At 32.8% G+C, this 24,391-nt stretch carries 26 protein-coding genes; 13 read left to right on the top strand and 13 right to left on the bottom strand.

What is annotated here, in order from left to right:
• Positions 1-4 precede the first annotated feature (4 nt).
• A complete protein-coding gene (locus ACXHHC_RS14825; protein ID WP_458227146.1) occupies positions 5-1,096 on the top strand; it encodes a 6-bladed beta-propeller in 1,092 nt (363 codons plus the stop codon).
• A gap of 132 nt (positions 1,097-1,228) precedes the next feature.
• Here ACXHHC_RS14825 and ACXHHC_RS14820 read toward each other — a convergent pair whose 3' ends face one another.
• From ACXHHC_RS14820 to ACXHHC_RS14810, 3 genes are all read right to left on the bottom strand, one after another.
• Positions 1,229-2,056: a hypothetical protein gene (locus ACXHHC_RS14820; RefSeq protein ID WP_458227145.1), complete on the bottom strand. Its 828-nt coding sequence runs from the start codon at positions 2,054-2,056 to the stop codon at positions 1,229-1,231.
• A gap of 267 nt (positions 2,057-2,323) precedes the next feature.
• On the bottom strand, positions 2,324-2,632 hold the full coding sequence (locus ACXHHC_RS14815; RefSeq protein ID WP_458227144.1) for a type II toxin-antitoxin system RelE/ParE family toxin: 309 nt from the start codon (positions 2,630-2,632) through the stop codon (positions 2,324-2,326).
• Positions 2,633-2,887, bottom strand: coding sequence for a hypothetical protein (locus ACXHHC_RS14810; protein ID WP_458227143.1), 255 nt, complete (start codon positions 2,885-2,887; stop codon positions 2,633-2,635).
• Positions 2,888-3,083: 196 nt separating this feature from the next.
• On the opposite strand from ACXHHC_RS14810, the gene ACXHHC_RS14805 reads away from it, so the two are divergent.
• The 9 genes from ACXHHC_RS14805 (at position 3,084) to ACXHHC_RS14765 (ending at position 13,363) form a co-directional block, all read left to right on the top strand.
• On the top strand, positions 3,084-4,415 hold the full coding sequence (locus tag ACXHHC_RS14805; RefSeq protein ID WP_458227142.1) for an NAD(P)/FAD-dependent oxidoreductase: 1,332 nt from the start codon (positions 3,084-3,086) through the stop codon (positions 4,413-4,415).
• Between the two features lie 52 nt (positions 4,416-4,467).
• Positions 4,468-6,084, top strand: a complete 1,617-nt coding sequence (locus tag ACXHHC_RS14800; RefSeq protein WP_458227141.1) for a 4Fe-4S binding protein — start codon at positions 4,468-4,470, stop codon at positions 6,082-6,084.
• Complete coding sequence (locus tag ACXHHC_RS14795) at positions 6,077-7,009, top strand: hypothetical protein (protein WP_458227140.1); 933 nt, start codon at positions 6,077-6,079, stop codon at positions 7,007-7,009. The genes ACXHHC_RS14800 and ACXHHC_RS14795 overlap by 8 nt, the downstream gene beginning before the upstream one ends.
• Positions 7,002-7,694 (top strand): glycosyltransferase family 2 protein, encoded by a 693-nt coding sequence (locus ACXHHC_RS14790; RefSeq protein ID WP_458227139.1) that lies wholly within the window; start codon positions 7,002-7,004, stop codon positions 7,692-7,694. The genes ACXHHC_RS14795 and ACXHHC_RS14790 overlap by 8 nt, the downstream gene beginning before the upstream one ends.
• 74 nt (positions 7,695-7,768) lie before the next feature.
• Entirely contained in the window at positions 7,769-9,322 is a 1,554-nt protein-coding gene (locus tag ACXHHC_RS14785) for a cellulose synthase family protein (protein ID WP_458229264.1), read from the top strand.
• A 98-nt stretch (positions 9,323-9,420) separates the two neighbouring features.
• A complete protein-coding gene (locus ACXHHC_RS14780; protein ID WP_458227138.1) occupies positions 9,421-10,764 on the top strand; it encodes a glycosyltransferase 87 family protein in 1,344 nt (447 codons plus the stop codon).
• 36 nt (positions 10,765-10,800) lie between these two features.
• Positions 10,801-11,223 (top strand): DUF523 domain-containing protein, encoded by a 423-nt coding sequence (locus tag ACXHHC_RS14775; RefSeq protein ID WP_458227137.1) that lies wholly within the window; start codon positions 10,801-10,803, stop codon positions 11,221-11,223.
• Between the two features lie 67 nt (positions 11,224-11,290).
• Entirely contained in the window at positions 11,291-12,610 is a 1,320-nt protein-coding gene (locus ACXHHC_RS14770; RefSeq protein WP_458227136.1) for an aspartyl protease family protein, read from the top strand.
• 144 nt (positions 12,611-12,754) lie between these two features.
• Positions 12,755-13,363 (top strand): superoxide dismutase, encoded by a 609-nt coding sequence (locus ACXHHC_RS14765; RefSeq protein WP_458227135.1) that lies wholly within the window; start codon positions 12,755-12,757, stop codon positions 13,361-13,363.
• A 56-nt stretch (positions 13,364-13,419) separates the two neighbouring features.
• Here ACXHHC_RS14765 and ACXHHC_RS14760 read toward each other — a convergent pair whose 3' ends face one another.
• From ACXHHC_RS14760 to ACXHHC_RS14720, 9 genes are all read right to left on the bottom strand, one after another.
• Positions 13,420-13,629, bottom strand: coding sequence for a hypothetical protein (locus tag ACXHHC_RS14760; protein WP_458227134.1), 210 nt, complete (start codon positions 13,627-13,629; stop codon positions 13,420-13,422).
• Between the two features lie 6 nt (positions 13,630-13,635).
• A complete protein-coding gene (locus ACXHHC_RS14755; protein WP_458227133.1) occupies positions 13,636-14,058 on the bottom strand; it encodes an HD domain-containing protein in 423 nt (140 codons plus the stop codon).
• Positions 14,059-14,266: 208 nt separating this feature from the next.
• The gene (locus ACXHHC_RS14750; RefSeq protein ID WP_458227132.1) at positions 14,267-14,746 is read right to left on the bottom strand and encodes an N-acetyltransferase family protein; all 480 of its coding nucleotides are present in this window, start codon (positions 14,744-14,746) and stop codon (positions 14,267-14,269) included.
• A 133-nt stretch (positions 14,747-14,879) separates the two neighbouring features.
• The gene (gene eno / locus ACXHHC_RS14745; RefSeq protein ID WP_458227131.1) at positions 14,880-16,172 is read right to left on the bottom strand and encodes a phosphopyruvate hydratase; all 1,293 of its coding nucleotides are present in this window, start codon (positions 16,170-16,172) and stop codon (positions 14,880-14,882) included.
• Between the two features lie 166 nt (positions 16,173-16,338).
• Positions 16,339-16,812 carry an ExbD/TolR family protein gene (locus ACXHHC_RS14740; RefSeq protein WP_458227130.1) on the bottom strand — a complete coding sequence of 158 codons (474 nt, stop codon included), beginning with the start codon at positions 16,810-16,812 and terminating at the stop codon, positions 16,339-16,341.
• A gap of 9 nt (positions 16,813-16,821) precedes the next feature.
• Complete coding sequence (locus ACXHHC_RS14735; protein WP_458227129.1) at positions 16,822-17,439, bottom strand: ExbD/TolR family protein; 618 nt, start codon at positions 17,437-17,439, stop codon at positions 16,822-16,824.
• Positions 17,440-17,450: 11 nt separating this feature from the next.
• Positions 17,451-17,897 (bottom strand): hypothetical protein, encoded by a 447-nt coding sequence (locus tag ACXHHC_RS14730; RefSeq protein WP_458227128.1) that lies wholly within the window; start codon positions 17,895-17,897, stop codon positions 17,451-17,453.
• An 8-nt stretch (positions 17,898-17,905) separates the two neighbouring features.
• The gene (locus ACXHHC_RS14725) at positions 17,906-18,721 is read right to left on the bottom strand and encodes a MotA/TolQ/ExbB proton channel family protein (RefSeq protein ID WP_458227127.1); all 816 of its coding nucleotides are present in this window, start codon (positions 18,719-18,721) and stop codon (positions 17,906-17,908) included.
• Positions 18,722-18,830: 109 nt separating this feature from the next.
• Positions 18,831-19,787 (bottom strand): asparaginase domain-containing protein, encoded by a 957-nt coding sequence (locus ACXHHC_RS14720; RefSeq protein ID WP_458227126.1) that lies wholly within the window; start codon positions 19,785-19,787, stop codon positions 18,831-18,833.
• Positions 19,788-19,930: 143 nt separating this feature from the next.
• Here ACXHHC_RS14720 and ACXHHC_RS14715 point away from each other — a divergent pair, with 143 nt between their 5' ends.
• The 3 genes from ACXHHC_RS14715 (at position 19,931) to ACXHHC_RS14705 (ending at position 22,933) form a co-directional block, all read left to right on the top strand.
• On the top strand, positions 19,931-21,385 hold the full coding sequence (locus ACXHHC_RS14715) for an IS1182 family transposase (protein WP_458226392.1): 1,455 nt from the start codon (positions 19,931-19,933) through the stop codon (positions 21,383-21,385).
• 205 nt (positions 21,386-21,590) lie between these two features.
• Entirely contained in the window at positions 21,591-22,100 is a 510-nt protein-coding gene (locus tag ACXHHC_RS14710; RefSeq protein ID WP_458227125.1) for a transposase, read from the top strand.
• Positions 22,097-22,933: an IS3 family transposase gene (locus ACXHHC_RS14705; protein WP_458229263.1), complete on the top strand. Its 837-nt coding sequence runs from the start codon at positions 22,097-22,099 to the stop codon at positions 22,931-22,933. The genes ACXHHC_RS14710 and ACXHHC_RS14705 overlap by 4 nt, the downstream gene beginning before the upstream one ends.
• Positions 22,934-23,005: 72 nt before the next feature.
• Here ACXHHC_RS14705 and accC read toward each other — a convergent pair whose 3' ends face one another.
• Positions 23,006-24,352 (bottom strand): acetyl-CoA carboxylase biotin carboxylase subunit, encoded by a 1,347-nt coding sequence (gene accC, locus ACXHHC_RS14700; protein WP_458227124.1) that lies wholly within the window; start codon positions 24,350-24,352, stop codon positions 23,006-23,008.
• Positions 24,353-24,391: the final 39 nt, after the last annotated feature.

The following is a 24,391-nucleotide window of genomic DNA, read 5'->3' as shown; positions in this document are numbered from 1 at the left end:
TTCCATGGACAACACTACAAACAACAACTCAAGAAGGCAATTTATAAAATCAGCATCTGCATTGGCACTAACAAGTACTGTAGCTCCTTCCATAGCTGCTTCAACTTTTGAAATTTTACCTTCTAGACCTAAGCTAGAGAGTAAAATTATAGGGCATGGAGATTTTAAATACCGAGTAGAAACAGGTTGGGGAAATCTAGATCCTAAAAAGACACCTGTAAAGAACTGTCATGAAATGGTGATGGACAGTAAAAAGCGAATCTTCTTGTTAACCGATCATCCTAAGAACAACATTATCATTTACGATAAATCTGGAAAGTTTCTAGGAAGTTGGACTTTGGGACTAAAACGTGCGCACGGTTTGACTTTACACGATGAAAACGGAACAGAGTTTTTATACATCACGGATAATGGAGGACGAATTATCAAAACCACCTTAGATGGTAAAATTCTATTTGAATTGAAAAATCCGAAAATCACGGGGGCTTACAAAGCACATGCAAAGTTCACCCCTACCGAAACTGCCATTGCCCCTAACGGAGATATTTATGTAGCGGATGGTTATGGTTCTCAGTTTATGTTACACTACGATAGCAAAGGAAACTTTATTAGAAAATTTGGTGGTGATAGTTTTTTACAACCTCATAAATTCAAACAAGCACACGGAATCGCTATTGACAACCGTGACCCGAATAATATCACCTTAATCTGTTCTGCCCGAATTAAAAATGCCTTTAAACGTTTTACATTAGATGGTAAGTATATTGAAACCATCTACATTCCGGGAGCCTATGTAAGCAGACCCGTAATTGATGGTGAAAACATCTATTCTGGGGTCTGTTTTGGAATGGAAGAAGGTAATTATAATATGACGATGAACAAAGGTTTTGTTACGATTCTGGATAAAAACAACAAAGTAGTTTCCAACCCCGGAGGAACCAAACCAAAGTACAAAAAAGGAAAATTAGAATTGGTATTGCAAGACGAACCTATCTTTAAACACTGCCACGACGTATGTGTAGACGATGATAAAAACTTATACGTATGCCAGTGGAATGCTGGAAAAGTATATCCTTATAAATTACATAGAGTGTAATTTTATACTCGTATTTATTTTCTAAAAGACCTCATTTTTTAATGGGGTTTATACATTATAAAATTAATGGTTATGTATATAATGTTAAATGAGGAACTGAAAAAGCAATTCCCCATTTAACAACATGAGTTTCTATACTTTGTTTTTATAGTTCTTTAATTTTTCAGGTTCAAATCCAAAAATCATAGATAATCTTCTTAATTTTTCACCAGGAATTAATTCACTACTTAATTGTTCAATAGAAAACCATTCCCTAATAATTTCTGAAGTTTCACCTATTTCAGCTCCAATAATTCCATAAATATTCTTTTTAGGAAGATTCTCTCCTACTAAAAGTCTAATTATTAAGTTAAAGTGATACTTGTATTTTTTAAATTTTCTATTAAGTCGCAGATAATCTTCAAGTTCATACTCCCATGATGTGTTTAAAGATTCTAGGAGTTTGTTTGACTCTACTAAATTTCTCAAACCAATTGAACTTATATTGAAATGACAATTAATTCCAGGATGGTATCTTTTTATCTTGTAACCTTCTAAATACATAGCATAAATCAACTCACCGTAAGCTACATATTCTCCAATATGTATTTCAAGATTACGTGTTAAACCTCTAGAGCCTATAGTAGAGTTAAAAGATTTTGTTTTTGTAAAGTACTTTTTTATCTCAGCTCTTATTTTCTCAATTCTTTTTGTTTTAGAGAAGATTTTAGGATCAAACACTTCTGTTTCATATAAAAATCCGTTAATACCTAAACCATTTAATTCTTCTATCGGAATTACTGATAAATCCTTGAATGTGTTATAATTTTTGTTTTCATTGATGAAATGCTTCCAATTATTGTAATTCAGTTTTTTTGCAATAAGGTCTAAGGCTTGATAGTGAGGGATATTTTTTTCTTTTGCTAGTTTTTTAGCTTGTCTTTTTACATAATCAACGTTATGTTTCTCTCTTTTTTCCATTGGATAATATATTTAAAAATCGCTAGAAAAAATGTCACTCATCTACCATTCTCCATAAGCGAGAATATATTATATAAATGGTAAAGTAAACGGTGTTAGTACAACTTTTCAATGATGAGTGGAAGGCTTCCGAGTAGGCCTTCGTAAATTTAAGGATTTATTATAAAACTTTCCATTTATAAATGAAATTTCCCTGAAAATTTAAAAAAATAGTCTACAACTTCTTTTTAAAGAGTTGAATTTATAATTAGATATCGCTGCTGAAACTTACTTCCTCACTCCCAAAGGATTCCTGTAAGAATCAAAAATTTCTAAAATGATAATAGAGGTGTTACTTTCTGCTTTGTAAATAATTTTAAAATGCCTTACAATCATTCTTCTGTATGGCTCTCCTAAAATTTCATCTACTTGGTATTGAGTAATAAAGTTTATTTCTTTACTCGCTTTTATAATATCTGAGGTAACATTTTTAGCATAAGCAGGAGTTTTGGTTTTCTTTAGAACTCTGTCATGAATATACTTTAAATCCAACTTAGCTTGATCGGACCAAATTATGCTAACCTTTTTGTCCGTCATCTACCAGTTTTCAGCTTCTTTTTCTAAATCTTCAATTGTAGTAAAGTTTCCTGCTTTAACAGCTGCTTCTGTTTTTTGTACTCTTTCCAGGTACATTTCTTTGGTTAAAGGCTCTCCTTGTACCGTATACCCAACAATCCCAGAATTTTTATCTGCTTCTTTTTGTTCTGTATAAGCAAAGAGTTCTCTTAGATAATCCTCATCAACTGAGTTTATTAACTGTACCAATTTATTTCGTAAATCAACTGCTCGCATACTACAAATATACCTTATTCCATCGGCTTACACAAAGTTGCTCATCTTTTCAAAAAGCTATTTGCAAACCACTTTCCTCAATTCCTTACACTCAAAACTTAATTTGTAAAAACTCTAAATAGCACTTTTTTTTTAAGAACTTGGAAAAGCTTGCGACTTAAAACCTGTAAATTGAGAATCAAAAACGCTTTTACTTATGAAAAACGTCATAATTATAGGGAATGGAATTGCAGGGGTTACCGCTGCAAGGCACATCCGCAAAAAGTCCGATCATAAAATTACCATCATCTCTGCAGAAACAGATTATTTCTTCTCCAGAACTGCTTTGATGTACATTTTTATGGGTCACATGAAATTTGAACATACACAACCTTACGAAAACTGGTTTTGGAAAAAAAACAGAATCGAATTGGTAAAAGCCTATGTAAATTCTGTGAATACAACTACCAAAGAATTGGCTTTAGACAATGGAACTTCCCTACACTACGACGATTTAATTATAGCTACAGGATCTACACCCAACAAATTTGGATGGCCTGGTCAAGACTTAAAAGCGGTTACTGGAATGTATTCTAAGCAAGACTTAGATACCATTACGGAATATTCCAAAGATTGCCACCGAGCAGTAATTGTAGGTGGTGGATTGATTGGAATTGAAATGGCAGAAATGTTAGTTTCCAAAGGAATTCCTGTAACCTTCTTAGTAAGAGAAAGTAGTTTTTGGAACGGAGTTTTACCAGATGGAGAATCGGAAATGGTAAACAGACACATTAAAGAACATCACATCGATTTAAAATTAGGAACAAGTCTTTCTGAAATTATTTCTGATGAAAATGGAAGAGCTAAAGCCATTGTTACAGACAAAGGAGAAACTATAAGCTGTAACCTGGTAGGTTTAACCGCAGGCGTAAGTCCAAACGTAGCTTTCTTAAAAGATTCAGGAATTGAATTGGGTCGTGGTGTTTTGGTCAATAGACAATTAGAAACCAACATTCCAAATGTATATGCTATTGGAGATTGTGCCCAACAACACGAGGGTATTGGAGAACGCAGACCTATAGAAGCGGTTTGGTACACGGGTAGAATGATGGGAGAAACCGTGGCTAGAACCATTTGTGGGAAACCATCGGAATACCAACCTGGGCAATGGTTTAACTCTGCAAAATTCTTAGATATAGAATATCAAACCTATGGTTGGGTATGGGCAAAACCTAAAGAAAATGAAGCTCGTTTTTACTGGGAACACAAAGACGGTAAAAAGTGTATCCACATTAATTACGATAAAGATTCTAAAGAATTCATCGGAATCAACACTTTTGGAATTAGAATGAGACACAAAAAGTTTGACCAATGGTTGAATGAAAAACAATCGGTACATCATGTGCTAGAACATTTAAAGGATGCCAACTTCGACCCTGAATTCTACGCACAACACGAAGAAGAAATCTTATCAAAATTCAACTCAGAAAACGGAACGCAACTAAAAGCTAAAAAGAAAAGTTGGAAACGAATCTTTATGAACGTTTAATCGTTGATTCGTGTATTTGTTTAGCTGTCTATCTTAAAACATATCTAAAAGAATGAAAACAATTAAAAATATAGGATATATAATCACCTTTTTAGGCTTTACCTTTTTTATTGGAAGCCTATTTACAGGAACATATAAAGTAACTCCGGAAGCTTATGATCAGTGGATCAATAGCAAAGGAATCAAGAGCGAAGTGTTTATAGAAAACACTAAAAAAGAGATTGTAAACCAAGAATTAAACTCTTGGCAATTGTCTAGTAGCATTATACAAAATATAAAAGATTCTAATGCTTTTCAAAAAAGTCAGCCAGAAATAAAATGGGAGAAAGTAGTACACCTTAAATGGAGTAAAACATACAAAGAATACATTTATCCATTAATTAGAAATAGTGCTACCGGATGGTTTGTAGAAAACACAGCTTTGTGGTTCTTCTTAACCTTTGGATTGGCAATTATTGGTGGTTTGCTAGTATTTATTCCAGACTACAAATTATTAGGACCTGCGGGAATTAAAAACAATGGAATTTTTCAGCACAGTGCTACCAACAGAGGGGTTTTAGGTTTTGTAACAGCTTTCTTTTTTATTGGATTTTACTTTTTCTTATACTTTTTCCCTAACTATATTGTAAACCCTATTTTGGCAGTAGACGGAGTTAGTAAATCGTTGAGTGGAAACGCTGCAAGTCAATGGTTTTTATACGGATTTATGTACTGTTCGGTAATGACTGTTTTTGCCATCAGAATGTTTATAAAATACCGTCACAACAAGTACCAATTAATCCGTACAGCTGTTGTTTTATTCTTTCAAGTAGCATTTGCTTTCTTAATTCCAGAAATATTAGTTGCCTTTAACAAACCATGGTTCGATTTTAAAAATGCTTGGCCCTTAAACTATACTTTCTTTTTTGATTGGAACATTAACGGATTAATGCAGAGTGGAAACTTAGGGATTTTTATGTTTGTTTGGGGAATTGTGTTAACATTAATAATTGTTCCTGTAATGGTCTATTTTTATGGGAAAAGATGGTACTGTTCTTGGGTTTGTGGATGTGGAGGATTGGCAGAAACTCTAGGAGACCCTTACCGTCAATTGTCCGATAAATCTTTATTCTCTTGGAAAGTAGAACGTTGGTTGATTCATGGAGTTTTGGCTTTTGCTATTATTATGACAGGGTTAACTTTATATGTTTATTTTGCTGAAATTCCTAGTTGGAAAGAATTGGCTTTTGGTATTTCTGCATACGATGTACAAACCTGGTATGGATTCTTTATTGGATCTATTTTCTCTGGAGTAATTGGAACAGGATTCTATCCTATTATGGGGAACAGAGTTTGGTGTCGCTTTGGATGTCCGTTAGCAGCTTATATGGGATTGGTACAAAGATTTAAATCTAGATTTAGAATTACCACCAACGGTGGACAATGTATTTCTTGTGGAAACTGTTCTACGTACTGTGAACAAGGTATTGATGTAAGGTCTTATGCGCAAAAGGGACAAAACATAGTACGTTCCTCTTGTGTAGGGTGTGGAGTCTGCTCTGCAGTATGTCCTAGAGGAGTTTTAAAACTAGAAAACGGACCCGATACAGGAGCTTCACGTGTAGAAGTACAAGATGTTGTTTTTGGTAACGACATAGATTTATTAAGCATGACAAAAAAGAATGATTAGTAGACTAATCTACATATATATACTACTTCCTTTTGTTGCATTTTCGCAACAAGAGGAAGTCTTACATCGAGAATATTTTCCGGATAGCACCCTACAATACGAGTGGTATACACAAAACAACCACCCTGTTAAGTATTGGAGAACGTATACAAAAAACACGAATAAATACTATCAAAGAAATTATAACTCTTCTGGAATATTAACTGCGGAGGGTTGGTTTAAAAATGATCAAAAAACTGGTTTTTGGAAAGAGTATCCAGGCAAAAATAAAATCGCTATGGGTTATTTTTTTAACAATCAAAAAGACAAAAGCTGGACCTATAGCTCACATCAACAAATAGACTCCGTTGGTAATTATAAGCAAGGACTTAAAACTGGTGTTTGGAAATACTTTACCCACCAGCATTTAGATTCCTTAGGAACCTATCAGCAAAATAACAGAATCGGTTCTTGGGAATATTTTAAAAACAACCAACGCACCCATCAAAAAAAGTTTTATTCCAATAATAAATACTATCAAAAAGAATACTTTCCCAACCAAACACTTAAACAAGAAGGCTGGTATCAAAATGATTTAAAAAACGGGTACTGGAAATTTTATTCGAATCATAATGTTTTAATAGCATCTGGAAATTTTAAAAATGACAAAAAAGATGGATATTGGCATTTTTTCGCAGCTAAAGGACTGCCACTTAAAAAGGGGGAGTTTTATGAAGATAAGAAAAGTAAATGGTGGGTATTCTTTAACGCTATGGGAAAATTGTCTCATAAATGCGAAATGAAAAATGGAGAAATAGACGGTTTGTGTGTTTACTATAAAAACAACAAAATAGTAAAAGGGAAATATTTTAAAAAAGGGGTTCAACAAAAGGAATGGACCAATTGGAATTCCTTTCAAAAAGATTATAACCAAATAAATGAATAAAGTAATTGTTATTATACCTGCTTTTAACGAAGAAGAGTCTATAGCAAAGGTTGTTAACGACATTCCTAAAGATGTAGTTAGCCAAGTAATTGTTGTAAACAATAACTCTACTGACAACACTTTTGAAACAGCAAAAAATGCAGGAGCTACCGTTCTTAACGAAGAAAAGATGGGATATGGTTATGCTTGTTTAAAAGGAATGGATTATGTTGCTAGCCATAACTTAACACCAGACATTATAGTTTTCTTAGACGGTGATTACTCTGATTATCCAGAACAAATTACAGAACTTATTTTACCAATAACAACACAAGATTACGATTTTGTAATTGGTTCTAGAAACAATTCGCAAGTAGAAAAAGGAGCTATGACTCCACAACAAGTTTTTGGAAACTGGCTGGCTACCTTCTTAATGAAACTCTTTTTTAGCGCTAATTTTACAGACCTAGGCCCTTTTAGAGCTATAAAGTATCAATGCTTATTAGACATGGAGATGGAAGATAAAACTTATGGTTGGACCGTAGAAATGCAGCTAAAAGCTGTAAAAAACAAACTAAACTATACAGAAATACCTGTCAAATATAGAAAGAGAATAGGAGTCTCTAAGGTATCGGGTACAGTAAAAGGGACTATCTTTGCGGGTGTAAAGATATTAACCTGGATTTTTAAATACAGTTTTAAATAATAACAATGGGAGGAGTTGTACTATTTTTTTTAAGTGAAGATTTTAGTTTCTGGTTTACCTTTAGTTGGTTCTTAATGATTATTTATATCATTTCTCTACTGATGGTCTTTTTCTATGCTTTGGCTCAATTAAACTTGCTTTTTAATTACCTAAAGGCTGTAAAAAGAAATAGAAAAGAAAACGATACTTGTCCGCAGTATGATTTAAGTAAACTTGATGAAGTACCGTATGTTACCATTCAACTACCGGTTTACAACGAAAAATATGTAATGAAGCGATTGTTAAAAAACATTGCTGCAATTGAGTATCCTAGAGAGAAACTAGAAATTCAAGTGTTAGATGACTCTACCGATGAAACCGTTGCAAAAACCAAAGAAAGAGTAGAAAAACTAGCAGCAACAGGCTTAGATATTGTACATATTACTCGTACCAATAGAGAGGGGTTTAAAGCAGGTGCTTTAAAAGAGGGCTTAGAAATTGCCAAAGGTGAACTCATTGCTATTTTCGATTCTGACTTTTTACCAGAAACGAACTGGTTGTACAAAACCATCCCCTACTTTAAAAACAAAAAAATAGGTGTGGTACAAACCCGTTGGGGGCACATTAATAGAGAATATTCTTTACTTACTAAAATACAAGCTTTTGCTTTGGATGCGCATTTTACATTAGAGCAAATGGGGAGAAATGCCAAAGGTCACTTTATCAATTTTAATGGTACAGCCGGTGTTTGGAGAAGAGAATGTATTTACGATGCCGGAAACTGGCAAGGAGATACCTTAACAGAAGACTTAGATTTAAGTTATAGAGCACAATTAAAAGGATGGGAATTTAAATATTTGGTAGATGTGGAAACTCCTGCTGAACTACCTATTGTAATTAGTGCTGCACGTTCTCAACAATTCCGATGGAACAAAGGAGGAGCAGAAAATTTCCAAAAAATGTTCCGCAAGATTGTAAGCTCAGACTTGTCTTTTAAAACCAAAGCACATTGTGTACTACACTTATTAAACAGTACTATGTTCTTAAATGTATTTGTAGTGGGTATTCTAAGCGTACCAATGCTTTACATTAAAAATTACTACTCAGATTTTAAGGTCTACTTTATTGCCATGAGTTTCTTTGCTCTTAGTACGTTGATCTTTTTTATCTGTTATTGGCATGTGTACAAAAATATCCGTCAGCAAAAAGGGTTAAAACTATTTGTAAAATATACACGAACCTTCTTTACCTTTTTTAGTGTTGCTATGGGATTGTCTTTAAATAATTCAGGAGCGGTAATAGAGGGACACAGAAGAAAAAGAAGTGAATTTGTACGTACACCTAAATTCAATATTAAATCCTTAGCTGATAATTGGAAAAACAACAAATACATTCGTAAAAAACCTTCTAAGAATGTGGTTTACGAAGGGATTTTATGTTGTTATTTCTTATTTGGAATTGTAAGTGCATGGTTGGTACGTTATATTGGAGAAAACGACAAAAACACCAATTACACGTTTAATGCTAAAACATTGTTTGCCGCAAATGAATGGTACATGCCTTTTGATTCTGGAATGTTAATTTTCCATGTAATGTTATTCTTGGGCTTCGGTTTTATTTTTTACAAATCGGTGTATAGAAAAGTATAGTTACTTTTAGGTTGATGGTTTATTAAAAGTACTTTTTTGAATAAAAACATGTAACAAACTCTTTTATTACACGACCAACAAGCTATAAGTAGAACGCTATGAAAATATTTAATACAACATTTAAAATGACTAATAAGCATAGCTTGTTGGTCGTTTTTCTTTCTGCCCTTGCCTATTTTCTGTTTGCTTACCATACTGTTAGAACAGATTTTACCAGAGTTTTTGCTTTGTATTCGTTGTTATTTATTGCCTTTGGACTCCTATATAAATACAGTGTTTTAAATACCAAATCGCTTGTGTTTGCTGGAATCCTATTTCGGTTTATTTGTATTCTTGCAATACCTAATCTTTCTGATGATTTCTATCGTTTTTTATGGGACGGTAGAGCCTGGGTTACAGGAATTAACCCTTATTTAATTCTACCCGAAAACAATACGAGTATTATTGCAGAAGGAGCAACCTTGTACAAGGGAATGGGAAGTATGAATGGGAGTCATTACACTTGCTACCCTCCTCTTAATCAATATGCTTTTGGAATTCCTGCCTTGTTAGATGGTAAAAACTTATTGTTGAGTACCATTATCATGAGAGTTACATTAATGCTGTCTGATTTGGTTACCCTATTTTACGGAACCAAGCTATTACAACTTTTTAGAATTGATAGTAAAAAGATATTCCTATATTTTTTAAACCCGTTTATTATTATAGAATTAACAGGCAACTTGCATTACGAAGGAATGATGATTGCACTTTTAAGTGCTAGTCTTTATTACCTATTCAAATCTAAAAACCATTTATCTGCTACTTTATTTGCAGGAGCTATATCTATAAAGTTAATTCCCTTGATTTTCTTGCCTGTATTTTTTAGAAAATTGGGTTTCAAGAAAATGATCGTTTATGGAGTTATTGTAGCTGCTGTAAATATTATTTTATTCATTCCTTTTTTAAGCCAAGACCTACTAGACAACTTTATGTCTAGTATTCACTTGTATTTTCAAAATTTTGAATTCAATGCCAGTATTTATTATATAATTAGAGCAATTGGTTATAAAGTAAAAGGATACAATATTATTCAAAGTGTAGGTAAGGTTACACCATTTATAGTAATCGCGATTACGCTAGCACTGTCTTTCTTAAGAAAAAATGAGAAAAAGGTAACGCTTATTACAAGTATGCTATTTGTTATCTGTTGTTACTATTTCTTATCTAGTATAGTACATCCTTGGTATATTGCAATTCCTTTGTTTCTTAGTTTGTTTACAAGATTTAATTTTGCCGTAGTATGGTCTTATGCTGTTATTTTTAGTTACAGTGCCTATATAAGTAGTACTTATCAAGAAAATTTATGGCTTGTAGGTTTGGAATATATTCTAGTTTTTGGATGCTTACTACTAGAACTTTTTAAATGGAAAACTTTTAACAAGCTAACCTTTATTCGTTGATTTGTTTATTTATATCTTTAAGCAAACGCTTAAATCATGAAAGTAGTTAGTGCTTGTTTGGCAAATATTCCATGTCGTTTTGATGGAAAAGCGAAACCCAATCAATACATCATAGATTTGGTAGCCCAAGGAAAAGCAATTACTGTTTGCCCAGAAGAATTGGGTGGCTTATCTACTCCTAGAGTTTCAGCAGAAAAGCAAGGAAACAAAATCATTAACAAAGAGGGTAAGGATATTACCAAAGCCTATCTTAATGGAGCTAAAAAAGCCTTAGAAATTACCCTCCATAACAATTGTACTCAAGCTATTTTAAAATCTAAATCTCCCTCTTGCGGATGTGGCAAAATATATGATGGAACTTTTACAGGGAATTTAACCGATGGTGACGGTATCTTTTGCAGTTTGTTAAAACAAAACTCTATTAAAACATCCACAGAAGACGACCTGCAAAACATATAAGTTAACACCTTATATTTTAGTCTGTTTACTCGTTATAATTTGTATCTTTAGTTTAAAACAGAGTCTATTGAAATCTAAACTTTTTCATATAGTTTTTAGTTGCTTTTTTATTGTGAGTAGCTATGCTCAGTCTGGTTTTTATTTTAAAGATCCCTTAAAAGAAAAACAAACCATCCGCTTTCAACTAATCAACAACATTATTGTTATTCCTATAGATGTAAATGGAGAAAAATCTTCTTTTATTTTAGATACAGGAGTAAATAAAACCATTCTTTTTGCCCCTTCTAAAAAAGATAGCATTCACTTTGCCAACACAAGTAATACCATGATTAGAGGTTTAGGTCTAGGACAAAGTGTAAAAACAATTACTACAAAAAATAATGTTTTTAGTATAAAAGGTCTTAGTTCCTCTAACGAAACTGCTGTAGTTACGTTTAATAATCCATTAGATTTTTCTGGAAGAATGGGAATAACCATACACGGTATTATTGGCTATAGCTTATTAAAAAACTTAATTGTTGAAATCAATTATAAACACAAAAAAATAACGTTCCACAATCCAAAAACATTCCAATACAAAAAGTGTAAAAAATGCGTAACCAAACCACTTACCTTAAGTGGTAAAAAACCATATATAGACACACAAATTAGTTTGGATAGCTTGGGAGAAAAACTAATTGATGTAAAATTATTAATTGATTCTGGAGGAAGTGATGCCATTTGGCTCTTTGAAGACTCTAAGAAAGATATTAAAACCCCTAAACGTTTTTTTAATGATTTATTAGGAGAAGGAATTAGTGGACACGTTTATGGAAAAAGAAGCAGATTAACTAAATTTAAACTAGGTCAATTTGAAATTAAAGGTCCAACCGTCTCTTTACTTGATGAAAAATCTACCCAAATTGCAAGAAAATTTAAAGCTAGAAATGGAAGTATAGGAGGTAGAATACTCAAAAGATTTAAAATTTGGCTAGATTACCCTAATTACAAGGTTACTTTTAAGAAAACAGGATCATTTACCAGCGATTTTAACTATAATATGAGCGGGCTAGACGTGGTATACAATGGGATGATGCTTGTAAGACAAAAGATTCCGAACTCAGGAAGTAGTGATAACAAAAACCTTATAGCCTCTGTACTTGCTTATACCTATAGCTTTAAACCCTCGTACATAATTAAAGATGTAGTTAAAGGTTCTCCTGCGCACAAAGCTGGAATTTTAAAAGGAGATATCATCATAAAAATTAACCACAAATACTTTTACAATCTAAAGCTAGAAGACATAATTTATCTATTTCAAGAAAGAGACAAAAAGAAAATTAAGATGATTGTTAAAAGAAATGGAGAAGAACTAAAATTCAACTTTCAACTGAAACAAGAAATATAAAACAAACCACTATATACCAACAACTTAACAAAACAAAGCTCATTACAAGTATAAAGTTTAATTATAGTATTATAGAAACAATTAATTTCTATAAATAGGTTCTGTTTAGTACATTTGAATACACAATTATAAAAAATAAATAAAATGGCATTTGAATTACCAAATTTACCATATGCATTAGATGCATTAGAACCAAATATTGATGCTAAAACTATGGAAATTCACCATGGAAAGCACCACGCAGCTTACACTGCTAAATTAAACGGAGCTATTGAAGGAACTGATTTAGAAGGAAAGTCTATTGAAGAAATCTTAGGAGGTTTAGACATGACTAACGGAGCTGTTCGTAACAATGGAGGTGGATTCTACAACCACAACTTATTCTGGTCTGTAATGTCTCCTAACGGAGGTGGAGAGCCTACAGGAGAATTAGCAGAAGCTATTAACACTGCTTTTGGATCTTTTGAAGAGTTTAAAAATGCTTTTTCTAACGCTGCTGCTACTCAATTCGGATCTGGATGGGCTTGGTTATGTGTTGCTAAAGGTGGGGCTGTAAACGTATGTTCTACTCCAAACCAAGACAATCCATTAATGCCAGGTGTTACTTGTGGTAACCAACCAATCTTAGGATTAGACGTTTGGGAACACGCTTATTACCTAAACTACCAAAACAGAAGACCTGACTACATTAACGCTTTCTTTAATGTAATTAACTGGGAAGCTGTTTCTGCAAACTATGCTGCTGCAAAGTAATTAGATAGTTTTCAACAATATTAAAAGCCTTTCAAGTACTACTTACTTGGAAGGCTTTATTTTTTTAGTTCCATACGCTCTAATTCATTTTGTTCTATCCTGTTCAGTAAATGATTTTGAAGTATTATTACAGAGCATATAATGAATATTCCAATCAACACCATTATCAATCGTTCCTTAAAAGAATAGACTCTTCTTTTCTCTTTTTCTCTTAATAATCTATGTGTGTTTCTTGTTCTAAAATATTCTGTATTTAACTTATTCATTGCTTTCTATAATAATTCCAACTCCCTTTGCATATTTAACTTAGCTTTCTCTTCGTATTTTTGGTAGAAATAATCTGTTTTGTAAATTCTCTCCATTTCTAAAAAGTGTTTTAATACTTTCTTTCTCCCTTTCGTGTAAATCGAATCTGGATAAATAGCAAATTCTTTTCGCACATTTTGAGTATAGATTGAATATTCATCCCAAGCTTTTCCTAAAATAGAAAAATCTGCATCTGTAAAATAATTTGTGTCTTGATTGTCTGATTTCACGTGAGATTTCGTCGCTCTTATTTGATAACTACATAAATCAATCAAATCCCTAGGAACATCCAATGTTTTCATTCTTTCTTCAGCCAAAACTGCACTCTTCTCTTCATTATCTTGTCTCTGTGAATTGTATATACTATCATGATAAAAAAGTGTAAACAAAACAATATCCCAATTATGTACCTGTTTCTTTATAGGAAGTAACTCTTGATATATATTTTCTAGGTGGTGTAAATTATGATAATAACGCCCCTTATCAGTATAATTTAGCTTCTAACTCATTCCAAAATTGATGTTTCATTTTGGTTGATTGACTATAATTACAAAACAGAATTCTAAAGACCTCTTTTAAATTCATACTTCTTTTATCCTAAATGGAATCAATATATTTCTTTAACTGAGCTGCATTCATTTGCACTACTCTCCAATCATCGTACACTTCGGCTCCAGAATTCTGATAGAACTCAACAGCTGGAGTATTCCAATCTAGTACAGCCCACTCTACTCTTCTTAATTTCTGTTCATGTGCATAGGTTAGCACCTCATTGTACAACAATCTACCTATTCCCTTACCTCTTGCTCTTTTTCTTACAATTAAGTCTTCTAAATGTATGGTTTTGCCCTTCCATGTTGAATAACGATAATAGAATAAAGCCATCCCTAATATTTCATCGTTTTGTTCAGCTACAAAAACTTCAAATTTAGGTTGATCTCCAAAACCATCTAATTGTATATCCTCTACTGTAACTTCTACAGCATGCGGTTCTTTTTCAAAAACTGCCAATTCTTGTATTAAAGCAAAAATTGCCTCAGCATCTTTTAATTCCCCTTTTCTGATTGTATATTCCATCAAGTTGTCATTTATCATCATTTTCAAAATCTAGCTACATTCAATAATGATAATAGCCTTAGCTTTGTTCTATAAAAATAAAAAAGCCTTCTCAATTAAGAGAAGGCTTTCTAATATTTACTTTGTTAGAGAATTATCTCTGAACTTTAAAAGCTTTGTCTTGTGGGAAATAAGCTACTTCGCTCAATTCTTCCTCAATTCTTAACAATTGGTTGTACTTAGCCATACGGTCAGAACGAGAAGCAGAACCAGTTTTGATTTGACCTGTGTTTAATGCCACAGCTAAATCAGCAATAGTAGTATCTTCAGTTTCTCCAGAACGGTGAGACATTACAGAAGTGTACCCAGCATTGTGTGCCATGTTTACAGCTGCAATAGTTTCAGTTAAAGTACCAATTTGGTTCACTTTAATTAAGATAGAGTTTGCAATACCTTTTTCAATACCTGTAGACAAACGCTCTACGTTTGTTACAAATAAATCATCACCTACTAATTGAACTTTATCTCCAACTAATTCAGTTAAGTATTTCCAACCTTCCCAGTCATTTTCATCCATACCATCTTCAATAGAGATAATAGGGTATTTAGCAGATAATTCAGCTAAATATTCAGCTTGTTCTTTAGAAGTACGGATAGCTCCACCTTCTCCTTCGAATTTAGCGTAGTTGTATTTTCCATCTTCGTAGAACTCTGCAGAAGCACAGTCTAAAGCTAACATTACTTCGTCACCAGGCTTGTATCCAGCTTTTTCGATAGCAGATAATACTGTTTCAATAGCATCTTCTGTTCCATCAAAAGTTGGAGCAAATCCACCTTCATCACCTACAGCAGTAGATAAGTTACGTCCGTGTAACAATTTAGCTAAGTTGTGGAATATTTCAGTACCCATTTTTAAAGCTTCAGTAAAGTCTTTTGCTTTAACAGGCATAATCATAAACTCTTGGAAAGCAATTGGTGCATCAGAGTGAGAACCTCCATTTACAATGTTCATCATTGGAACAGGTAAAGTGTTCGCAGAAACTCCACCAATGTAACGGTATAAAGGAATTTCTAACTCGTTAGCAGCAGCTTTAGCAACAGCCAAAGAAACTCCTAAAATAGCGTTAGCACCTAATTGAGCTTTGTTTGGAGTTCCATCCAATTCAATCATTGCTTTATCAATAGCATTTTGTTCAAAAACAGAATAACCTATTAATTCTTCAGCAAGTTTAGTGTTTACGTTTTCAACAGCTTTTAAAACACCTTTCCCCATAAAATCAGATCCTCCGTCTCTTAATTCTACAGCTTCGTGTTCTCCAGTAGACGCTCCAGAAGGAACAATTGCTCTACCTAAAACTCCGTTTTCAGTAACTACATCTACTTCTACAGTAGGATTACCTCTTGAGTCAAAAATTTGTCTTGCATGAATGTTAACTATAACGCTCATATTATTATGATTTAAATTATTATTATTAAAGTTTACGTGTGCAATTTACACAACATGTGAAACGGAATGTGAAATTATATAAATAAGTTTCGAAAACCTATTCGTTATCGTAATTTAACATAAGGTTCATAAAAAAAACATCCGTCGATTGACGGATGTTAATTTATTATTTAAAGTTGTTAGAGACATCTCCGGTACCCGAAGAGTAACTAATCTTTAAGGCATTTATATCAATCAATTGATCTTTAATTTCTGATACAGTACCCACGTTTGTTTTAAGATCCGCTTTGATAGAAGTTACCATCGCTTTTTGCTCTTCAGCATCGTGTTTATCTCTCTCAGAATAAATAAAATTCTGTATATCGTTTACAGAAGAAATTTTATCATTCAATTGAATTTTATCTCCTTTTCCTCCCGATGCATTTTTGGATTTACCAACATAAATGGTACTTACTAAACTTTTGTGCTCTAACTTTTTCACCTCTGTTGCACTTGGTAACTTTGGTGCTTTTATTAAAAGTGTAGTTTCACGCATAGTTGTAGCAACCATAAAGAAGAATAAAAGCATAAATACAATATCTGGTAATGCTGCAGTGTTTACTGCAGGTACATCTTTTTTCTTTTTTCCAAACTTTGACATACGCTTCTATTATTTAATTGGTTTCGCATCTGCTAAAATCTCTGGGTAAGCTTTCTTTACCTTAGCGATTGCAGCTTTTACATCTTCGTTTTCTTTATCAGCTTTCTGAATATTTAACAAATCTGTATAAGATAATCCTTTATACTTTCCTGTTAAATATTTCTTTGCATATCTATTTCTTAATTCGGTGTAAGCAGCTAACAACTCGTTCTGAACCGAAATGTACATTCCGTAAGAAGTTGTTTGTGCTGTTTGTACAGAGATAATTGCTTTTGCTGGGTGGTCAGATGAAGATTCATCTTTCTTTCCTCCACAGTAGTCACATGATTTACCTTCGTACGTTCCACCTCCATTATCAATAAAATCAATAGCCATTTGTCTAACATCTTCGATTTTAGCTGGCTCCTCTTCGATTAATAATTCATCTAAACGGTTGATGTTTACTTCGAAGATATTTTTTTGTTTTACTGGCGGTTGTTCTACATCTTCTGGTTGCTTCTCAGGTAATTTTCTAAAAACCCCTGAATCCGTATCCATAGTAGTCGTTACTAAGAAAAAGATAAGTAGCAAGAAAGCAATATCTGCCATAGAACCTGCGTTGATTTCTGGTATATCTCTCTTTGCCATATCTGTTATTATTATTTAATTGCTGATTTAATTCCTCCAAAACCAACTGCTGCTAAAGCAATTGCTCCTAAGTACACACTATAATTAATAATTGTACTAATTAATTTTGAAGTTGAACCTGCTTCTCCTCCTTCTAAGATTTGTCCTTGTACATCTAATACCGCAGCATCAGAAGCAGTTACATAAGCAACTACATATACAAGTCCTAGACAAGCAACATTGATAGCAATCTTCTTTAAATCTTCTGGAGATTTAAAGATGTTAACTATAGCGAATACAACAGTTATAGCTCCTGCTAAATAAAGTAACCAAGCTGAAAACTCAACCATTGGGCTTACTTTACCATACACAGCATCAGCTTCATCTCCAGCAGTTAAAACTCCTGCAAATAATACGATACCGATTACAGCGATAACAAGTATTACGATAGTTAATATTTGTGATAATTTACTACTCATAATACTAATTATTTTTTGTATTTAACTAATAAGTCAATTAAAGAAATAGATGCATCTTCCATCTTGTTTACGATACTATCTACTTTTGCAATAATAATGTTATAGAAAATCTGTAAGATAATTGCTACAACTAATCCAAATACAGTTGTTAATAAGGCTACTTTAATACCTCCTGCTACTACTGCTGGGTTAATATCTCCTGCTACCTGAATAGCATCAAATGCATCAATCATACCAATTACTGTTCCCATGAACCCTAACATCGGTGCTAATGCAATAAATAAAGATAACCAAGAAATGTTTTTCTCTAATAATCCCATTTGAACTCCTCCGTAACCAACAACAGCTTTTTCAGCAGCATCAATTCCTTCAGTAGATCTATCTAAACCTTGGTAAAAGATAGAAGCAATAGGTCCTTTTGTATCTCTACAAATATCTTTTGCTGCTTCAACTCCTCCAGAAGCTAATGCTTCGTCTACTTTAGCAACTAATTTCTTAGTGTTTGTAGTAGCTAAGTTTAAATAAATAATTCTTTCAATAGCGATTGCTAATCCTAAGATTAATGCTACCAATACAATCCCCATAAATCCAGCTCCACCTTCAATAAAACGTTGCTTTAAAATTTGGTGGAAAGTAGCTTCTGCTTCTGGCTTAGCCTCTTCTGGTGCAGCTGCTGGTGCTTCCTCTTTTGGTTCCTCTGTTGCAACAGTTTCAGTTGCTGCTACGCTAGTAGAATCTACAGTAGCTTCTTCTTGTGCAAATGCATTTGAAGTTCCTAAGAACATTAATCCTGCAATAGCTAGGATACTAAAAACTTTTTTCATTTCTATTCTAATTAAATACTATTAATGATAATTGATAAACGATGAGCAAGTAACAAAAAAATGTTTACTTTAAAAAATATTCTATCATTAAATATTCTTAACATTATTATCACTCACCTCTCATGGATTCTGCAAAGAATCGCTGATATTCTTGACAATTCAATTCCTTTGTTGATAAGTACATCATCTTTGCTAATGCAGATTCTGTAGTTAGTTCTCCTCCACTTATAAAACCTAATTTACCTGCTTTTAAGCTCGTTTCGTATTTTCCAAAGGTCACTCCTCCTCTTAAGCACTGAGTTACAACGACTACGCGAAAACCTTGAGAAATCCTTTTTTTAAAAAGACTTAGTAGTTCATCATCAAAATCGGGTAAATTCCCCGAACCAAATCCCTCTAAAATGATGCCATTTAAACTTTGAATCGCTAAAATTTTCTTTAAAAAATTGTGATTATAAAAAGGTGAAAATTTCAAAATCATAAATTCTGACTCTATTTTATTTACAATTTCAAACCTTTTTGTTGATAAGTTTATGGAGGTTTTATTCGTTTTTAACTCTCTATAGGCATCAAAATTGTCCGTATGAATCTTTGATGTTAACACCGCTCTCATCCATTTTTTATAAAAATAAATACCAACCTCTATCGGAAATTCATCATTTAACAAACCAGAAACAGCACCCACTAAATTCTCTTTGCTATCGGACTCTTTAGCAACCAAAGGCAATTGCCCCCCTGTAAATACTATAGGTTTAGACAAACCTTGGATACAATAACTTAGTAAAGAACTAATATAAGACATTGTATCTGTACCCATTAGAACCAAAAAGGCATCGTATGTGTTGTAATTGTTGTCTACAATAGTAGCTAACTCTTGGTATGCTTTTAAATTAAAGTTAGAAGAATCTATTAATTGCTCCGTTTGTATATAATTAATTGCAGCATCTTTAAATTCTGAAGCAACACAACTTTGTATAACATGAATAGCACCTGGTTTTAAAGCTCCCGTTTTAGAATCTTTTTCCATACCAATAGTACCGCCTGTGTAGATTAACAATAATTTCATAGAATCGAATTTAATAAAAAAATGAGAGCTAAATAGAGTGCCCCCAAAATGTTAGACACAATTGAGGCTACTGAAAAAGTATATTTATAAAAAAGAGGAATAGAATTATTAAATTCTATTCTTCTTTTTTTGTATTTTTCTTTATGCTGAATCAACAACAAACTTTAGGTCTAAGTGAATATAGTTCACTTTACGATTTGATAGTTCCCCAAGATAATTTATTAAGAAAAATCAATGACTTAATAGATTTTAGTTTTATTTATGAAGAACTTTTAGATAAATACTCCATAGATCAAGGTAGGACAGCTGAATGCCCTGTAAAACTTTTCAAGTACCTATTATTAAAAGTGATTTACACTTTATCAGATGTTGATGTGGTAGATCGTTCTCGTTATGACATGTCTTTTAAGTATTTTTTAGAAATGCTACCTGAGCAGGGAGTAATCAATCCAAGTACCTTAACAAAATTCCGTAGGCAACGTCTTAAAGACACCAATTTACTAGATTTATTAATTAACAAAACCGTAAGTATTGCTGTCGAAAAAGGAATCATCCGTTCGGGTTCTATCATTGTTGATGCTACGCATACTTTATCCAAATCTAATCCATCTTCAGCTATTGATATCTTGCGAGAAAGATCAAAACAACTTCGAAAAGCTGTTTATACCTACAAGGAAGATTGGAAACATAAAATGCCTACTAAAAACGATTGTAATGATTTAGAAAAAGAAATGACCTATAGTAAAAAGTTAGAAACTTTACTTGAAGCTTCCCCAACAATTAGCGAAGTACCTTTTGTAAAAGAAAAATTGAACCTATTAAAAGAATCTATCGATGATATAGAACAACACCAACAAGAAGTTGTATCTAAAGATATGGATGCTAAAATAGGACACAAGTCATCAGATAGTTCCTTTTTTGGATTTAAAAGTCATCTGGCCATGACACAAGAAAGAATTATCACAGGAGCCGTTGTTACTTCAGGCGAAAAAGGAGATGGACCTATTTTGCCAGAACTTATAGCGCAAAGTCAAAAAAATGGAATAGCTGTAGATACAGTTATTGGGGATGCAGCTTATTCAGGCAAGAAAAATTTAGAATTAGCCAAAGAAAAAAACATTCAAATAGTAGCAAAGTTAAATCCTGCGATTAGTCAAGGATTCAGAAAAAAAGAAAATGAATTTGATTATAATAAAGATGCAGATATGTTTGTTTGTCCTGCTGGACATCTAGCAACAAAAAAAGCAATTCAAGGCAAGAAGAATACTCAGAAAAATCAAGTAATCACCTATTATTTTAATGTCGAAAAATGTAAAAACTGCCCTTTAAGAAAAGGATGTTATAAAGAAGGAGCTAAGTCAAAAACATATTCGATATCCATAAAATCAAAAATACACCAAGAGCAAATTGATTTTGAAAAAACAGACTATTTTAAAGAAAAATCAAAGCATCGCTATAAGATAGAAGCTAAAAATGGTGAACTAAAAAATGTTCATGGTTATGGAAGAGCTACCTCGTATGGTATTGAAAATATGCAAATGCAAGGTGCTTTGACCATTTTTGCTGTAAATCTTAAAAGAATTTTGAAATTAAGCTAAGAACGAATAGTTCTAAAACTAAAGCCTATAAAAAGGCTATAAACAACCTCTTCAAACTCTTTTAAAGTCTCAAAAATTAACCCAAAAAAGTATTGAAATAAAAAAAGAGATTCAACATTTACATGTCAAATCTCTTTTTGAAAAACCTTTTTTACAAAATAAGCATACTTTGTCAGTAGCCTCGACACAATTTGGGGGTATTTTTATGTCTAGAAAAGTAAAGTACACATTTGAATTTAAACGTAAATGTGTTTTGTTGTTTTTTAAAGAACATCGATCAGTTATTAGTATTTGTAAAGAATTAAAGCTTCATCATTCTATTGTTTACCGTTGGTGTCAGCAGTATGAGAAAGATGGTCTACAAGGATTATTACCAAAACAAACAAAGCATTACTCTCCATCTTTTAAACTAAATGTATTACAGACTATAGATAGAGACAATCTCTCTATGGCTGAAGCTAGTTTAATTTTTAATATCGGAGGAGATTCTGTAATACATAATTGGAGGGTACGCTATAATTCTTTAGGTTTGGAGGGTCTACAAGATAAACCTAAAGGTAGACCTATTGGTATGAAGACTAAACATACAAGAAGTAAATCTAAACCATTAACTAAAGAAGAAGAACTTTTAAAAGAGAATCAATCTTTAAAAGCAGAACTTGATTTGCTAAAAAAGTTACATGCCTTAGCTCAAACCAGAGAGAAAAAGCAATAGCCATAGATGGGTTAAGGCATAAACATGATTTATCACTATTGTTAAAGCATGTGAATATGGCTAGAAGTAGCTTTTATTATCATTTGCAAAAAAGTAGAGAGCCTGACAAATATGAACTTATTAAAAAGTTAATTACTCAGATTTATCATCAAAACAAAGGAAGATATGGTTATAGAAGGATCACCTTAGAGTTAAATAATCAAGGAATAATGATCAATCATAAGACAGTATTTAGATTAATGAAATCTATGAAGTTAAAGTCTCTAGTCAGAATAAAAAAATATCGTTCTTATAGAGGGAGTCAGGGAAAAATAGCTCCTAATATTCTCCAACGAAATTTTAAGGCATTAAAACCTAATCAAAAGTGGGCTACAGATATTACAGAATTTAAAGTTCTGGGTGAAAAACTATATTTATCACCAATCATAGACTTATATAACAGAGAAATTATAAGTTATCATATCTCTAGAAGCCCTAACTTCAAACAAATAACAACCATGCTTGACAAAGCTTTTAAAAAGCATAAGCTTAATAAAACATTACTGCATTCTGACCAAGGGTGGCAATATCAAATGAAGAGATATCAGACTTTATTGAAAAAAAACAATATCATTCAAAGTATGTCTAGAAAAGGAAATTGTTTAGATAATGCTATTATTGAGAACTTCTTTGGAACTTTGAAATCAGAACTATTTTACCTAAAAAAATGGAACTCAATTAATCAACTAGAAAAGGAAATTAAAGAATATATTAGCTATTATAATGAGAAGAGAATCTCATCGATTTTAAATGGAATGAGCCCGATAAAATATCGAGCTCAGTTCTATAAGTAATTTTTAACCGTCCAACTTTTGGGGGCTAGTCCAAAATAGCTCTCATTTTTTTATATATAATAGTCTATGTTTTTAGACTGTTTTCTCAATTACAAAATCTTCCATAAATTTAGTAGTATAGTCACCAGCAATATAATCTGGATGATCCATTAACTGACGATGGAAAGGAATTGTTGTTTTTACACCTTCAATGATAAATTCATCTAAAGCACGTCTCATTTTACTAATTGCTTCTTCTCTAGTTTGTGCAGTACAAATTAGCTTTGCAATCATAGAATCGTAGTTTGGTGGAATTGTATAACCAGCGTAAACATGCGTATCTAAACGAACTCCATGACCTCCTGGTGCATGGAAAGATGTTATCTTTCCTGGAGCTGGTCTAAATCCTGCAAAAGGATCTTCCGCATTAATTCTACATTCAATAGAGTGTAATTTTGGCAAATAGTTTTTACCAGAAATAGGAACTCCAGCAGCTACAGAAATTTGTTCGCGAATTAAATCGTAATCTACTACTTCTTCTGTAATTGGGTGCTCTACCTGAATACGAGTATTCATTTCCATAAAGTAGAAGTTTCTGTGCTTATCTACTAAGAACTCAACCGTTCCAGCACCTTCGTACTTAATGTATTCTGCAGCAGCAACTGCAGCTTTACCCATTGCCTCTCTTAATTCTTCTGTCATAAACGGAGAAGGTGTTTCTTCCGTTAATTTTTGGTGACGACGTTGTACAGAACAGTCTCTTTCTGATAAATGACAAGCTTTACCGTAAGAATCTCCTACAATTTGAATTTCAATATGACGTGGCTCTTCAATCAACTTTTCCATGTACATATCGTCATTTCCAAAAGCAGCTTTAGATTCCTGACGAGCAGAATCCCATGCATCTTTTAAATCTTCAGCTTTCCATACAGCACGCATACCTTTACCTCCACCACCGGCAGAAGCTTTTAACATTACTGGGTAACCTGTAGAAACAGCTAAAGTTTCGCACTCCGCAAAGTCTTTTATTACTCCTTCGCTTCCTGGTACACAAGGTACACCTGCAGCAATCATAGTAGACTTAGCATTGGCTTTGTCTCCCATTCTATTAATCATTTCTGGAGAAGCTCCAATAAATTTAATATCGTGGTCTTGACATAACTTAGAAAACTTAGCATTTTCTGACAAAAACCCATAACCTGGGTGAATTGCATCTGCATTTGTAATTTCTGCAGCAGCAATAATGTTTGCCATTTTTAAGTAAGACTCAGGACTTGGTGCAGGTCCAATACAAACTGCTTCATCAGCAAACTTTACATGTAAACTTTCTGCATCTGCAGTTGAATATACCGCAACCGTCTTAATTCCCATTTCCTTACATGTTCTAATCACACGTAAAGCAATCTCACCTCTATTGGCAATTAATATCTTTTTAAACATATTCGTTCTTTTAGAAAAATTAGTACTATAAAATTTTAA

It is taken from the genome of Wenyingzhuangia sp. IMCC45574, assembly GCF_054182685.1.
Note: the sequence above shows the minus strand (reverse complement) of the source record. Positions and strands in the feature narration are given on the sequence as shown.